Raw genomic sequence first — 13,160 nt, 5'->3', positions numbered from 1 at the left:
ATCCTCAACGGCTGGTAAGGCTTCTGCCGATATCGCCTTCCAGCAGGTGCTGGAACGGCCGCGGCTCCAGCTTGCCGGGGTTCGCATAAGGGTTTGCGAAGGCAAAGATAAAGAAAAGAATGACGCCGGAATAGGCGCCGAACAGCGAAAACAGCGCAAGATGCGTCCGCTTCGGCCGGTAGATGTAGAAGGTCGCCGACACCAGCACGAGGCCGATCAGCGCCGGTCCCCAGAACAGCCCCGAGAAGCGGCTGGTCGAGGCCGCCTCGCGAAGCTGGCGATACCGCGCGACGGCGGTAATGCGATCACGCATCCGGTTGCCGAGATAATGTTCGCGATCGGTCGCCGGCATCAGTCCGAGAAGCTGGTTGTAGACGCTTTCCCAGATCTGCCAGGCTTTCGGCGAAAGACCTTGATGCTGGGCAAGGCTATCCCATTCCTCGTCGACGACCACCTTCAGATAGGTCGCAAGCTGCTCCTGCACCGGCAGGGTGATCGGCCCGCCATAACGCCGTGCGTCGTTGTAGACGTCGGAAATCGCTATCGCCTCGTCGGTCAGCGTCGCACGCACGCCTTTGTAGTCGTCGAGTTCCTGCGCATAGACGAGGCCGAGGATCAGGCCGTGCAGGGTTGCAACCCGCACCGCCACATTGCTCGCAACATCCCATGTGCGGTCGCCCTCGACGCCCGGATGCAGCAGCTTGCGGGCCAGGAAATAGCTCGCAAGCACCAAAGCCACGGTCGCCACCACGAAGCCGACACCGGTCGCCAGGGAAGACAGGAAATCGCCGATATCGTCCATCAGCGCAACATTGGCCACAGGCTCGCGACAAGCAAGAGCGCCATGGTGATGTTGAACCATTTCAACCGCGCCGGCACCGACAGCCATTCGCGCAGCGCCGAACCGAAGCCGGCCCAGGTCGAAACGCTCGGCACGTTGACGGCGGCGAAGGCGAGCCCGACGAGCATCACGGTCGGCAGGTAGTAGTCCGGGTTGGTATAGGTCGCCATGGCGGTGACCGCCATCACCCAGGCCTTCGGATTGACCCATTGGAAGGCCGCCGCGCCGATGAATGTCATCGGCTGCGCACCGGCCTTGCCGTCCGACAGGCTGCGCGATGTGCCGATCTTCCAGGCGACCCACAGCAGATAGGCGCCGCCGGCAAATTTCAACGCCGTGTAGACGACCGGCACCGAATGCAGCAGCGCGCCGAGCCCCAGTCCGACGGCGATCAAGAGTGACAGGAAGCCGGTACCGATGCCGAGCATATGCGGAACGGTCCGCAGGAAGCCGAAATTCACGCCCGATGCGAACAGCATCATATTGTTCGGCCCCGGCGTGATCGAGGTGGTAAAGGCGAACAGGACGAGGGCCAGAAAGGTTTCCAGCGACATATTTTCTCCTAGCGCCAATCCGCCCCGGTTGCCTCGACCATCTCGTTTCGCGGACGGCCTGTTGTTCCGGTGATAAGGTCGTTAGACATGATCTTCAAGCGGAACTTGGCAGCTTTAATCAAAGCCATATGTGAGTAGGATGGACTTCTCCAGAAGCGACAGATCGAGGCCCGCCATGTCCGATATCCCGAAAGTCACCCTGCCCTCCGGCATTTCGGTCCCGGCGCTTGGCCTCGGCACCTGGATGATGGGCGAGGACACCCGCAAGGCCGGTGTGGAAATCGAGAGCCTGAAGCGCGGCCTCGACCTCGGCTTGACGCTGATCGACACGGCGGAAATGTATGGCGACGGCGGCGCCGAAAAGATCACGGCGCAAGCGATCGCCGACCGCCGCGACGAGGTGTTTCTGGTCAGCAAGGTCTATCCCTGGAATGCCAGCCGCAAGGGCGTTATCGAAGCCTGCGAGCGCAGCCTCTCCCGGCTGAAGACCGACCGCCTCGATCTCTATCTCCTGCACTGGCGCGGCGAACATCCGCTGGCGGAAACCGTCGCCGGATTCGAGGAACTGCGCCGCGCCGGCAAGATCGGCGCCTGGGGCGTCTCGAATTTCGACCTCGACGACATGCTGGAACTGATAGACGTGCCGGATGGCGGAAACTGCGCCGCCAACCAGGTGCTCTACAACCTCTCCCGCCGCGGCATCGAATACGATCTTCTGCCCTGGTGCCAGGAACGCGGCATCCCAGTCATGGCCTATTCGCCGATCGAACAGGGCCGGCTTGCGAAGAGCAGCGAACTGATCCGCATCGCCAAGGCCTATCAGGCGACGCCGGCGCAGGTGGCGCTTGCCTTCCTCCTGGAACGCGACGGCGTCATCGCCATCCCGAAATCCGCCAATCCGGACCGGGTTGCGGAAAACGCCGAAGCAGTGGAACTGGAGTTGAGCGAGGAGGACTGGACAGCGCTCGACGCCGCCTTCCCGCCGCCGGCGCGCAAGCAGCCGCTCGAAATGATCTAGTCGAGATCGAGCGTCCTGCGTTCTGAGACCAGCGTGTCGATCGCCCGAAAGACATCAATCGCCTCCCAGGTCTTGGTATCGCGATAGGACGGATAGAGACTGAACGCCGCCGCCACGAGCTGGTCGACCTTCGGACGCACCGCGCGCCGCGGCAGCATCGCCCGCGACTTCTCGCCGAGCCTGTCATCCGTCAACCCCCAGCCGGCATAGAACGGCGCCGCATAACAGCGCACCGGAATACCACGCATCAAAGCGTCGAGGCCGAACTGGCTCGATACCGTCCACACCTCGTCGATAGCGTCCAGCACGGAGGCAACTGAAACCGCATCCGCCAGCAGGATCACGCCGGGCGTCCAGGCGGCCTGCTCTGTCAGATATCCCTTACGGAACCCGGCCATCACATCCGGATGAGTGCGCACCACGCATTGCGCGCCGCTCGCCACCGCATCTTCCAGCATCCGCGAAAAACTCTCGGGCGAGCCGCCCGCCATCGGCACGGAGACATCGCCGAATACCTGATCGACCAGCAGGACGCGCCGCCGGCTCGTCGGTTCGAGCTTCGGTTCGCGATGCGGCAGGTTGTTGTATTTCGAAAGCCGGTGCCGGACGATCGCCTCGCGGATCTGCGCCCCGTTGCACGCGACGTCCATCTCCGCGGCGTCAGCAATCAGCCGCTCCAGCCGCGACGGCCTCGACGCATCCACCGGCATGCCGAGATCGTCGATCGATATGGAAATCGGCAAGGTCATGTCCTTGCCGAGACCGACGGAGCGCAGAAAACCATCCTCCAGAAACCAAGAACGTAACCTGCGCATCCCGGCGATGAAACGCGCTGTCCTCGCCGGAATGCGTCCGCCCCACAACACCACCCCGCCGATACCGGGCATCAGCGTCGGCTCAAGCCGGTCAATGCCGAAATAATGGCTGAGCCACGGCTGGGACTGCCGGACATAGAAGGTGGCGCCGATGCGCGTGCCGGGTGGAGGGAGCCAGTCCTTCTGCAATTGCCGTCCCCTCCGCCTGCTGCCCAAGCGGGCGTCACATCCCCTGCGGGCCGCGATTCATCGCCGCGATCCCGGTGCGGCAGACTTCGACCAGGCCGAGCGGCTTCATGATCGCCACGAACTGGTCGATCTTGGAGGATTTCCCGGTGATTTCCAGGATGAAATGCTCGACCGTCGCATCGACGACCTTGGCATGGAAAGCGTCCGCAAGCCGCAGCGTCTCGGCGCGGCGGTCGCCCTGGCCGACAACCTTGACCAGCGCCACCTCGCGCTCGATTGGCCGTTCCTGGCCGAGTGCGTGGGCGCGCACCGTCAGGTCGACGACCCGGTGCACCGGCACGATACGCTCGAGCTGCGCCTTGATCTGTTCGAGCACCGTCGGCGTGCCCCGCGTCACGATCGTGATGCGGGATAGGTGCGCTTCGTGTTCCGTTTCCGAAACCGTCAGGCTCTCGATATTGTAGCCGCGGCCGGAAAATAGGCCGATCACCCGTGCGAGCACGCCTGGTTCGTTGGCGACGAGAACCGAAAGCGTATGGCTTTCGGCCTTGGCGGTTTCGGGCGCGATGAAATAGGCGGAACCGGTCGGTTGCTGATGCGCATTCATGGTCTTAGGTCCATTTCCTCAGAATTCTGTTGAAGGGATCACAGCTCATATCAGACGAGCTGGCGACCCTTGGCATCAATGGCATTGGCAACCGCTTCGTCGGTGGCTTCGTCCGGCAGCAGCATCTCGTTATGTGCCTTGCCCGAAGGGATCATCGGGAAGCAGTTGGCGAGATTGGCGACGCGGCAATCGAAAATGACAGGCTTCTTGACCGCGATCATCTCCTCGATCTTGCCGTCGAGCTCCTTCGGATCGTCGCAATACATGCCGACGGCGCCGTAGGCTTCCGCGAGCTTCACGAAATCCGGCATCGCTTCCGTATAGGAATTCGACAGGCGGTTGCCGTGCAGCAGCTGCTGCCACTGGCGGACCATGCCCATGTACTGGTTGTTCAGGATGAAGATCTTGACTGGCAGGTTATGCTGGATGGCGCAGGACATTTCCTGGATGCACATCTGGATCGAGGCGTCACCCGCCACGTCGATGACGAGGGCGTCCGGATGGGCCACCTGAACGCCGATCGCCGCCGGCAGGCCGTAACCCATCGTGCCGAGGCCGCCCGAGGTCATCCAGCGGTTCGGCTCTTCGAACTCGATGAACTGCGCCGCCCACATCTGGTGCTGCCCGACTTCCGTGGTGATGTAGGTGTCGTGTCCCCTGGTCGCCTCGAACAGACGCTGCAGCGCGTATTGCGGCATGATGACGTCGTTGGAATGCTTGTAGGAAAAGCTCTTGCGCGCCCGCCAGCGGTCGACCTGGGTCCACCATTCCTCGGTCTGCGCCTTGGCCGGTTTCTTCGGCAGGGCACGCCACAGGCGAACCATGTCTTCGAGAACGCTGCCGACGTCGCCGAGGATCGGGATATCGACATGCACGTTTTTGTTGATCGAGGACGGATCGATATCGATATGGATCTTTCGCGAGTTCGGCGAAAATGCATTGATGCGGCCGGTGATGCGGTCGTCGAAACGCGCGCCGATGCAGACCATGACATCGCAGTCATGCATCGCCATGTTTGCCTCGTAGGAGCCGTGCATGCCCAGCATGCCGAGCCAGTTCTTGCCGGACGCCGGATAGGCGCCGAGGCCCATCAGCGTCGAGGTGATCGGGAAATTGGTGAGCTCGACCAGCTCGCGCAGCAGCCGCGAGGCGCCCGGGCCGGAATTGACGACACCGCCGCCGGTATAAAGGACCGGCCGGCGCGCCGAGGCCATCAGCTCGATGGCCGCCTGGATGGCGTTGATGTCGCCCTGGGTCCGCGGCCGGTAGCTGGTGTTCTGGGCGACCTCAGGCTTCGGCGTATAGGTTCCGGTCGCAAACTGGATGTCCTTCGGGATATCGACGACGACCGGGCCTGGCCGGCCGGTCTGGGCGATGCGGAAAGCCTCGTGGATGATGCCGGCCAGCTCGTTGACGTCCTTGACCAGCCAGTTGTGCTTGGTGCACGGGCGGGTGATGCCGACGGTATCGCATTCCTGGAACGCGTCCGAGCCGATCAGCGTCGTCGGAACCTGACCCGACAGGCAGACCAGCGGCACCGAATCCATCAGCGCATCCTGCAGCGGGGTGACGGCATTGGTGGCGCCTGGACCGGACGTCACCAGCATGACGCCGACCTTGCCGGTGGAGCGGGCGTAACCTTCGGCCGCATGGCCGGCGCCCTGCTCGTGGCGCACGAGGATGTGCTGGATGTCGTCCTGCTGGAAGATCTCGTCATAGATCGGCAGGACGGCACCGCCCGGATATCCGAAGATATGCTCGACGCCGTTGTCCTTCAGAGCCTTCAGGACGATCTCCGCGCCGGTCATCTGGTTATCTGGCATCTGGTTATCTGGCGTCTGATTGTTGGTATCCGTCATTGTCTTGGTCCATTCGCTGCTGGATTTTTACCGGCGGCTCCTCCGAGCCGGTTTGAAGGCATAAAAAAAGGCCCCCTGGAGGAGCCTGTCTTTCCGCGCATGGGTGGCTGTCGCCGGACGGTTACACCGTCCTGCCCATGCGCGTTCCCACCACAATAAGAGCGATCGAGATCTTCATGGCGCGAAGTGTTAGCCAGATAAATGTCGTTCGTCAACGTGGGCATGCACCAAAAATCGCCATCAGCCTTATTTTGCTCGTCCGTTGCCATGCGATCGGTGACCCGATCTCTTACACGAGTTGTTAAGGCCGGCACAATATAGTCTCGGTGTTTGGAGGGTAGCGACCCGACGGATGAGCCATGACCCGATCCGCCACCCCAATGATAGGGGCCCGAGTTTGTTGAACAACGATCTGCACCGTTCCGCGTCTGCAGGTGAGCAGGATCGTCGCGATATCCAGAAGCCTGGCAACCGCATGCTCGGCCGCGTGGTCGCCTGCAACGGCTCGCACGCCACGATTTCCGCCGTTGCCGAACACGGGGAAACCGATCTCACCGAACTGTGGTCCGTCGGCCGGCTGATCTCTATCAGCGTCGGCGAAAACCGTGTCGTGGCGCTCGCCTATGCGATGCAGACCGGCGGCAAGGAATGGAGCGAAGGCGGCAACACCAGTTTCCACATCGAGGCCGAACTGCTCGGCGAAGTGCGCAAGGGACCTGACGGCCGCGACGAATTTTCCGGCGGCATCTCGTGTTATCCCTATCTCGGCGCCGTCGCCCACCGCATTCGCGCCGCCGACCTGCTGCGCATCTACGACACCGGCAAGAACGACACCTGCGTGGTCGGCAAGCTGACCCAGGACGAAACCATCGACGCGACGATCCATATCCCGTCGATGCTGTCGAAACATTTCGCGATCGTCGGCTCGACCGGCGTCGGCAAGTCGACCGCCGTCTCCCTGCTCCTCCACAAGGCGATCGAGACCGACCCGAAGCTGCGCGTCCTCATTCTCGATCCGCACAACGAATTTGCCGCAGCCTTTCCCGAGCACGCGGTGGTCATCGATACCGATACGCTCGACCTGCCCTTCTGGCTGATGCGGCTCGAAGAGTTTTCCGAAGTGGTGTTTCGCGGCCGTCCGGCGGTGGCCGAAGAGCTCGACATCCTGCGCGACCTCATCCCGGAGGCGAAACGCGCCTTCCGCGGCAATGAAACGACACTGATGCGTCGGTCGAGCGAAAAGAGCTCGGTTACCGCCGACACGCCGGTGCCCTACCGCATGGCCGACCTCCTGGCGCTGATAGACGAACGGATCGGCCGGCTGGAAGGCCGCGGCGAGAAACCGTTCCTGCGGGCGCTCAAGATGCGCATCATGTCGGCGATCAACGATCCGCGCTATCACTTCATGTTCTCCAACAATACGATCAACGACACGATCATGGAGACGATCGCCTATATCTTCCGCATTCCGGGCGACGACCGGCCGATCTCGACCTTCCAGCTCGCTGGTATCCCCTCGGAGGTCGTCAATTCCGTCGCCTCGATCCTGTGCCGCATGGCGTTTGAACTGGCGCTCTGGAGCAATGGCGCCATTCACATGCTGGTCGTCTGCGAGGAAGCGCACCGTTACGTGCCGGCCGACCGCGAGCTCGGCTTCTTCCCGACCCGCCAGGCCATCTCGCGCATCGCCAAGGAAGGCCGCAAATACGGAGTCTCGCTCGGTGTCATCACCCAGCGCCCCGGCGAACTCGACCAGACGATCCTGTCGCAGTGCTCAACGGTGTTCGCCATGCGGCTTTCCAACGACCGCGACCAGGAAATCATCAAGTCGGCGATCCCGAATTCGTCGATCTCGACGACCAGTTTTCTATCGTCGATAGGCAATGGCGAGGCGATCGCCTTCGGCGAGGCGATCTCCGTGCCGATGCGCATGCGGTTTTCCCGGGTCGAGAAAAAATACCTGCCCAAGGCCAATGGCGTCGCCGAGAAGGGCAGCGAGGATACGCCCGACACCGTCGATCTGCGCACCGTGGTCGCCCGCATGCGCGCCGTCAGCGGGCCGGATATATCCGCCTTCCAGCAGAGTTACGGCGCAACGACGGTACCATTTCCCGAAAGCGCAACCGGTGGCGAAGAGGAGACGGATGACGATTTCCCGCCGGCAAGCGATGCCGAACTCGAACGCTGGAACCGAGAGATCCGCACGACGGGCCATGTGACGATCAATCCGGCTCCCTCCATCGCAGGCAACCCGCAGCCGGAACCCTACAGGCCCGACATGCTCCCCCGCGTCGCAGCACCGGAACAAGCCGCAGCGCCCCGCCCCGACCGTTTCGCAGAGCTGCGCCGCGAACGTTCGTCGGAGCCCCCGAGCTACCAGCCTGCACCGCCCCCGACATTCCAGCGCCCGCCGACGCCCGAAGGCGCACCACGCCCCAACCCATTGCTCAGGCGTGAGGGTTCGCTTCGCGAAAGCCTGCTGAAAAAACCGCTGAGCAGCCTCTACGACAAGGATTGAGCGCCGGCCTCAGGCCAGCCGCTCCCAGCTCTCGTCCATCTGGTTGCGGAACCAGGTCATCTGGCGCTTGGCATATTGCCGTGTCAGCGCCGAACCACGTTCGATCACATCGTCCCGGCTCATGCGTCCCCCCAGCATCTCTGCGATCTGGGTGACGCCGATCGCCTTCATGACCGACAGGTCGGGCGCCGGATCGAGTGCCAGCAGCGCCCTCACCTCATCCACGGCACCGGTCTCCAGCATCGTCTCAAAGCGGCGGTCGATACGCTCGTGAAGGATTTTTCGGTCCGGCAGCACGACAAGCTTTTTCGCCCGCGAAGGATCGATCACCATCGGCCCCTGCCTGCCCTGGAATTCGGCGATCGAGCGGCCAGTCTCCGCCAGAACCTCCAGCGCCCTGACGATCCGCTGTCCGTCCTTAGGCTCCAGGCTTGCCGCCACCGGCGCGTCTCGTGCCAAAAGCTCCGCATGCAGCGCCTCCGGTCCTTCCTCCTTCAACCGCAGCCGAACCTCGCAGCGGATATCCTGCGAGATTTCCGGCATATCGGACAGGCCGCCCGTCAGGGCCTTGAAATAAAGCCCCGTGCCGCCGACGAAGACCGGCAGCCGGCCCTCGCGCTTCAGATCAGGCAGAAGTGCCGTCACGTCGCGCAGCCATTCGCCGGTCGAATAGGCGCGCTTCGCCGGCACATGCCCATAGAGCAGATGCGGCACGCCCTCCATCTCGTCCTCGGCCGGTCGCGCCGTGAGAACCCGCAGCGTGTCGTAGACCTGCATGCTGTCGGCATTGATGACCACGCCGTTCTTCTCGCGGGCCAGGCGCAATGCAAGCGCCGACTTGCCGCTGGCCGTCGGTCCGGTTATCAGGATCGCATCAAAATTGTCGATAAGGTCGCTCATATGGCTTTCGTTGCCACGCTCATTGCCCATCCGTCAAACCCAGTTCTCACGCACATGCTCGGAGAACAAGCGGCGGAGGCGGTGAAAGCCTCCGGCCTCTATTGGCTGGCGGACGGGATCGCCTGCGATATCGCGCTGCGCGATGGCTCCGATAGCGAAGCGGCCGAGGCCGATCTTAAGGCCATCATCGGTAGTGCCCCCATCGATCTCGTCATTCAGGACGCGGATACGCGGCGGAAAAAATTCCTGATCGCCGATATGGATTCGACCATGATCGGCCAGGAATGCATCGATGAGCTTGCCGATGTCGTCGGGCTGAAGGACAAGGTCGCGACCATCACCGCCCGCGCCATGAACGGCGAGATCGCCTTCGAACCCGCCCTTCGCGAACGCGTGGCACTTCTGAAAGGTCTGCCAATCACCGTCGTCGACGACGTTATCGCCCAGCGCATCACGCTGACCTCGGGCGGGCAGGAACTGATCGCCACCATGAAGGCCAGGGGCCACTACGCAGCCCTCGTATCCGGTGGCTTCACCGTATTCACCAGCCGCATCGCCGCGACCCTCGGCTTCGACGAAAACCGCGCCAACATTCTTCTCGAAAATGACGGCATCCTTACCGGCGAAGTCGCCGAACCCATCCTCGGCAAACAGGCCAAGGTGGACGCGCTACTGGCCATCACCGAAAAGCTCGGAATTTCGCCGGAAGACACGATCGCCGTCGGCGACGGCGCCAACGATCTCGGTATGCTCGGCATCGCCGGCTCCGGCGTCGCGCTCCACGCCAAGCCCACCGTCGCCGCCCAAGCCAAGATGCGCATCGACCACGGCGACCTGACCGCCCTCCTCTATATCCAGGGCTATCGCAAGACGGATTTCGTGACGGCCGGCTGACGCCTCCTCCTGTTGATATTTACATATCTGTATGTACAATGGGAGTAGGCATGCCGAGGTTCGAATGGGATCCGCAAAAAGCGCGGATCAATAAGGCGAAACACGGGGTCTCGTTTGAACTTGCGGAGCATATCTGGGACGATCCGCTGCATATGATCATTCCGGATACCGTCTACGACGGCGAGGAACGGTGGTTGGCAATCGGGTCGGTTGGTCCGGTGGCGGTGCTGGTTGCCGCCCATGTCTATCGCGACGATGATCTCGGTGAAGTCGTCCGGATCATCAGTGCCCGAAAAGCGACCGCTCACGAGAGGAGACACTATGAGCAAGAAAGGCCTTAGCGACCAGCAGCACCAGGAGCTCGACGCCATCGAAAAACTTTCCGACGATGCCATCGACACAAGCGACATATCGGAAATCACCGAGGAGCAATGGCGTCTGGCAAGGCGCGGCGATCTCTATCGCCCCTTGAAGAAGTCCGTGACAATCCGCCTGGATGCCGATGTCATCGAGTGGTTCAAAGACCACGCGGCAGACGGCGGCTATCAGACCGAGATAAACAGCGTGCTTCGCCAACACGTCGCGCAGCACGAAAAGAAATCCGCCTGATGTTGCGCCGCGACATACCCCCACGGATCATCCTCGAAACCGAACGCCTGCGCCTCAGAAGCTGGATCGACAGCGACCGCGATCTTTTTCGCGAGATCAACTCCGATCCGAAGGTGATGGAATTTTTCCCGTTCCGCCGCACCTACGAAGAGGCCGATGCCTTTCTTGCAAAGCTCAACGATGCGATCACCGAGACCGGGCTCGGCTTCTACGCGCTGGAGCTGAAGAAAACCCGGGAGCCCATGGGTTTCTGCGGCCTGTCGCTCGCCAACATGCCGGATATTTTCCCGGTGGAAACGGTGGAGATCGGCTGGCGGCTCGCGACCCGGTTCTGGGGCAATGGTTATGCCACGGAAGCCGCCCGCGCGCTGCTCGACTTCGCCTTCGGCGAAAAGCATCTCGATGCGGTCGTGTCTTTCGCGGTCAGTGAAAACAGGCGATCGACCGCCGTGATGAAACGGCTCGGCCTGCACCGCATCACCGGCATGGATTTCGATCACCCGCGAGTGCCGGATACGCACCCTCATCTGAAACCGCATGTGGTCTATGCGGTGACACGCGACGAGTGGCAGCGCCAGAGAGCGGCCGCGGGGCGCACCCGCTGACCGTTCGCTTTCAGCCTACTCCAGCGGCAGCGCCACGAATCGCAGGTTTCCGGAAGGATCGGACACCATCACATGCGCGTTGCGGCGGCCTTCGGACTTCAGGACGGCGATCCGCTTGACGACGTCGGCCGGGCTTTCGACGAAATCCTGCGCCACTTCGACGACCACCTCGCCGACCTTCAGCCCCTTCTGGGCGGCGGGCGAGTTCGGGGCGACGGCGGTGATCAGCACACCCTCGACGCTTTCGACGATGCTGAAACTCTTGCGGCGCTCCTCGTCGAGCACGGCGAGCGTCATGCCGAAGGCGGCAGCCGGATCCTGGCTCAGCTCACCCTTTTGGTCGCCGGGCGCATTGTTGTTCGGCGTCTTGTTCTCGCCCTGGCCTTCCGGCAGAGCGGGCTGGTCGTCGTCTTCCTCAGGCTCTGCGCTGTCTTCCAGGCGGCCGAGCGTCACCTTGACGGTCTGCTGCTTGCCGTCGCGCAGGATCACCACGTCGACTTCCTTGTTGACCGGGCTTTCCGCAACGATGCGCGGCAGGTCGCGCATCTCGTTGACCGGCTGGCCGTCGAAGGTGAGGATCACGTCGCCGGCCTTGATCTCGCCGTTCTTGATCGGGCCGCCATTGACGACACCGGACACCAGCGCGCCGCGAGCCTTGTCGAGGCCGAGGCTGGCCGCCACGTCGTCGGTGACGGGCTGGATGCGCACGCCGAGCCAGCCGCGGCGCGTCTCGCCGAATTCGGTGAGCTGGTGCACGACGTTCTCAGCGAGCTCCGTCGGCACCGCGAAACCGATGCCGATCGAACCGCCCGACGGAGAAATGATCGCGGTGTTGATGCCGATCACCTCGCCGCGCATGTTGAACAGCGGGCCGCCTGAATTGCCCTTGTTGATCGCCGCATCCGTCTGGATGAAATTGTCATAGGGGCCGGCATTGATGTTGCGGCCGCGGGCCGAGATGATGCCTAGTGTCACCGACCCGCCGAGGCCGAACGGATTACCGATCGCCATCACCCAGTCGCCGATCCGCATGCGGCGGGAATCGCCGAAGCGCACGGCCTTCAGCGGCGCCTTGGGCTCCACCTTCAGCACCGAAAGGTCGGTCTTGGTGTCAGTGCCGACCAGCCTGGCCTTCAGCTTGGTGCCGTTCGGAAAGATCACCTCGATGTCGTCGGCGCCTTCGATAACATGGTTGTTGGTGACCACGTAGCCGGAAGGATCGATCACGAAACCGGAGCCGAGCGAGGAAACCTTCTGGTTGCCGTTCGGGTTGCCCTGGCCGTCGAAAAAGTCCTCGAAGAATTCCTGGAAGGGCGAACCCTCCTGGATCTGAGGCTGCGGGCCGGCGCCCTGGTCCTTGACGCTCTGGGAGGTCGAGATGTTGACGACCGCATCGAGCAGGCCCTCGGCGAGATCGGCGATCGATGCGGGGCCGCCACCCGCCAGCGGCCCCGGGGCCGGAGGCGGGTTTATGCTCGGAGACGGGGTCGGCGGAGCGGGCAGCATCGGCCCCGGAGAGCCGGCCGGTGGATTTGCGGTCTGCCCCGGCGCGGCAGGCACCGGGGTCTGGGCAATCGCCTGCAAGGGCGCCGCCAGCAGGGCAAACGTTGCCGCAAGCGTGACGGTGAGCTTGAAGGTCGATCGAACCGAATGAGCCATCTGGCATCCTCGCTGTTGGATTGTCCGCATCACCCCGGAAGAGCGGCCCTCGACCCGGGTCGGCCATAGGAGCCTTTGAATCGGGCGGAGTT

Annotated in this window: 13 protein-coding genes; 6 read left to right on the top strand and 7 right to left on the bottom strand. The window is 62.9% G+C overall.

Annotation, left to right across the window (positions count from 1 at the left end):
• Positions 1–4 precede the first annotated feature (4 nt).
• Positions 5–802 (bottom strand): DUF4239 domain-containing protein, encoded by a 798-nt coding sequence (locus tag PMI07_RS26345; RefSeq protein ID WP_007768301.1) that lies wholly within the window; start codon positions 800–802, stop codon positions 5–7.
• Positions 802–1,395, bottom strand: coding sequence for a LysE family translocator (locus PMI07_RS26340; RefSeq protein ID WP_007768300.1), 594 nt, complete (start codon positions 1,393–1,395; stop codon positions 802–804). The genes PMI07_RS26345 and PMI07_RS26340 overlap by 1 nt, the downstream gene beginning before the upstream one ends.
• A gap of 175 nt (positions 1,396–1,570) precedes the next feature.
• Here PMI07_RS26340 and PMI07_RS26335 point away from each other — a divergent pair, with 175 nt between their 5' ends.
• The gene (locus tag PMI07_RS26335; RefSeq protein WP_007768297.1) at positions 1,571–2,413 is read left to right on the top strand and encodes an aldo/keto reductase; all 843 of its coding nucleotides are present in this window, start codon (positions 1,571–1,573) and stop codon (positions 2,411–2,413) included.
• Here the strand turns inward: PMI07_RS26335 and PMI07_RS26330 are convergent.
• The 3 genes from PMI07_RS26330 to PMI07_RS26320 are packed head-to-tail and all read right to left on the bottom strand — an operon-like array spanning position 2,410 to position 5,847.
• Positions 2,410–3,417, bottom strand: a complete 1,008-nt coding sequence (locus PMI07_RS26330; protein ID WP_007768294.1) for a capsular polysaccharide biosynthesis protein — start codon at positions 3,415–3,417, stop codon at positions 2,410–2,412. The genes PMI07_RS26335 and PMI07_RS26330 overlap by 4 nt on opposite strands.
• 34 nt (positions 3,418–3,451) lie before the next feature.
• On the bottom strand, positions 3,452–4,024 hold the full coding sequence (gene ilvN / locus PMI07_RS26325) for an acetolactate synthase small subunit (protein ID WP_024164177.1): 573 nt from the start codon (positions 4,022–4,024) through the stop codon (positions 3,452–3,454).
• 50 nt (positions 4,025–4,074) lie between these two features.
• Entirely contained in the window at positions 4,075–5,847 is a 1,773-nt protein-coding gene (locus PMI07_RS26320) for an acetolactate synthase 3 large subunit (RefSeq protein ID WP_155956656.1), read from the bottom strand.
• Between the two features lie 433 nt (positions 5,848–6,280).
• Between PMI07_RS26320 and PMI07_RS26315 the strand changes: the two genes are divergently transcribed.
• Positions 6,281–8,401, top strand: a complete 2,121-nt coding sequence (locus tag PMI07_RS26315; RefSeq protein WP_037088430.1) for an ATP-binding protein — start codon at positions 6,281–6,283, stop codon at positions 8,399–8,401.
• 9 nt (positions 8,402–8,410) lie between these two features.
• Here PMI07_RS26315 and miaA read toward each other — a convergent pair whose 3' ends face one another.
• The gene (gene miaA / locus PMI07_RS26310) at positions 8,411–9,301 is read right to left on the bottom strand and encodes a tRNA (adenosine(37)-N6)-dimethylallyltransferase MiaA (RefSeq protein ID WP_007753667.1); all 891 of its coding nucleotides are present in this window, start codon (positions 9,299–9,301) and stop codon (positions 8,411–8,413) included.
• Here miaA and serB point away from each other — a divergent pair, their 5' ends adjacent.
• Genes serB through PMI07_RS26290 form a run of 4 tightly spaced genes read left to right on the top strand, consistent with a single transcriptional unit; the run spans position 9,302 to position 11,409 of the window.
• Complete coding sequence (gene serB, locus PMI07_RS26305) at positions 9,302–10,195, top strand: phosphoserine phosphatase SerB (protein ID WP_007753666.1); 894 nt, start codon at positions 9,302–9,304, stop codon at positions 10,193–10,195.
• A 50-nt stretch (positions 10,196–10,245) separates the two neighbouring features.
• Positions 10,246–10,536, top strand: a complete 291-nt coding sequence (locus PMI07_RS26300) for a BrnT family toxin (protein WP_007753665.1) — start codon at positions 10,246–10,248, stop codon at positions 10,534–10,536.
• Complete coding sequence (locus PMI07_RS26295; protein WP_007753664.1) at positions 10,517–10,804, top strand: BrnA antitoxin family protein; 288 nt, start codon at positions 10,517–10,519, stop codon at positions 10,802–10,804. Before PMI07_RS26300 ends, PMI07_RS26295 begins: the two co-directional genes overlap by 20 nt.
• On the top strand, positions 10,804–11,409 hold the full coding sequence (locus PMI07_RS26290; RefSeq protein ID WP_007753663.1) for a GNAT family N-acetyltransferase: 606 nt from the start codon (positions 10,804–10,806) through the stop codon (positions 11,407–11,409). Before PMI07_RS26295 ends, PMI07_RS26290 begins: the two co-directional genes overlap by 1 nt.
• Before the next feature lie 15 nt (positions 11,410–11,424).
• Here PMI07_RS26290 and PMI07_RS26285 read toward each other — a convergent pair whose 3' ends face one another.
• Positions 11,425–13,068, bottom strand: coding sequence for a Do family serine endopeptidase (locus PMI07_RS26285; RefSeq protein WP_007753662.1), 1,644 nt, complete (start codon positions 13,066–13,068; stop codon positions 11,425–11,427).
• Positions 13,069–13,160: the final 92 nt, after the last annotated feature.

The organism is Rhizobium sp. CF080, assembly GCF_000282095.2.
Classification (GTDB): domain Bacteria; phylum Pseudomonadota; class Alphaproteobacteria; order Rhizobiales; family Rhizobiaceae; genus Neorhizobium.
This window is presented reverse-complemented; position numbering and strand designations above follow the sequence as displayed.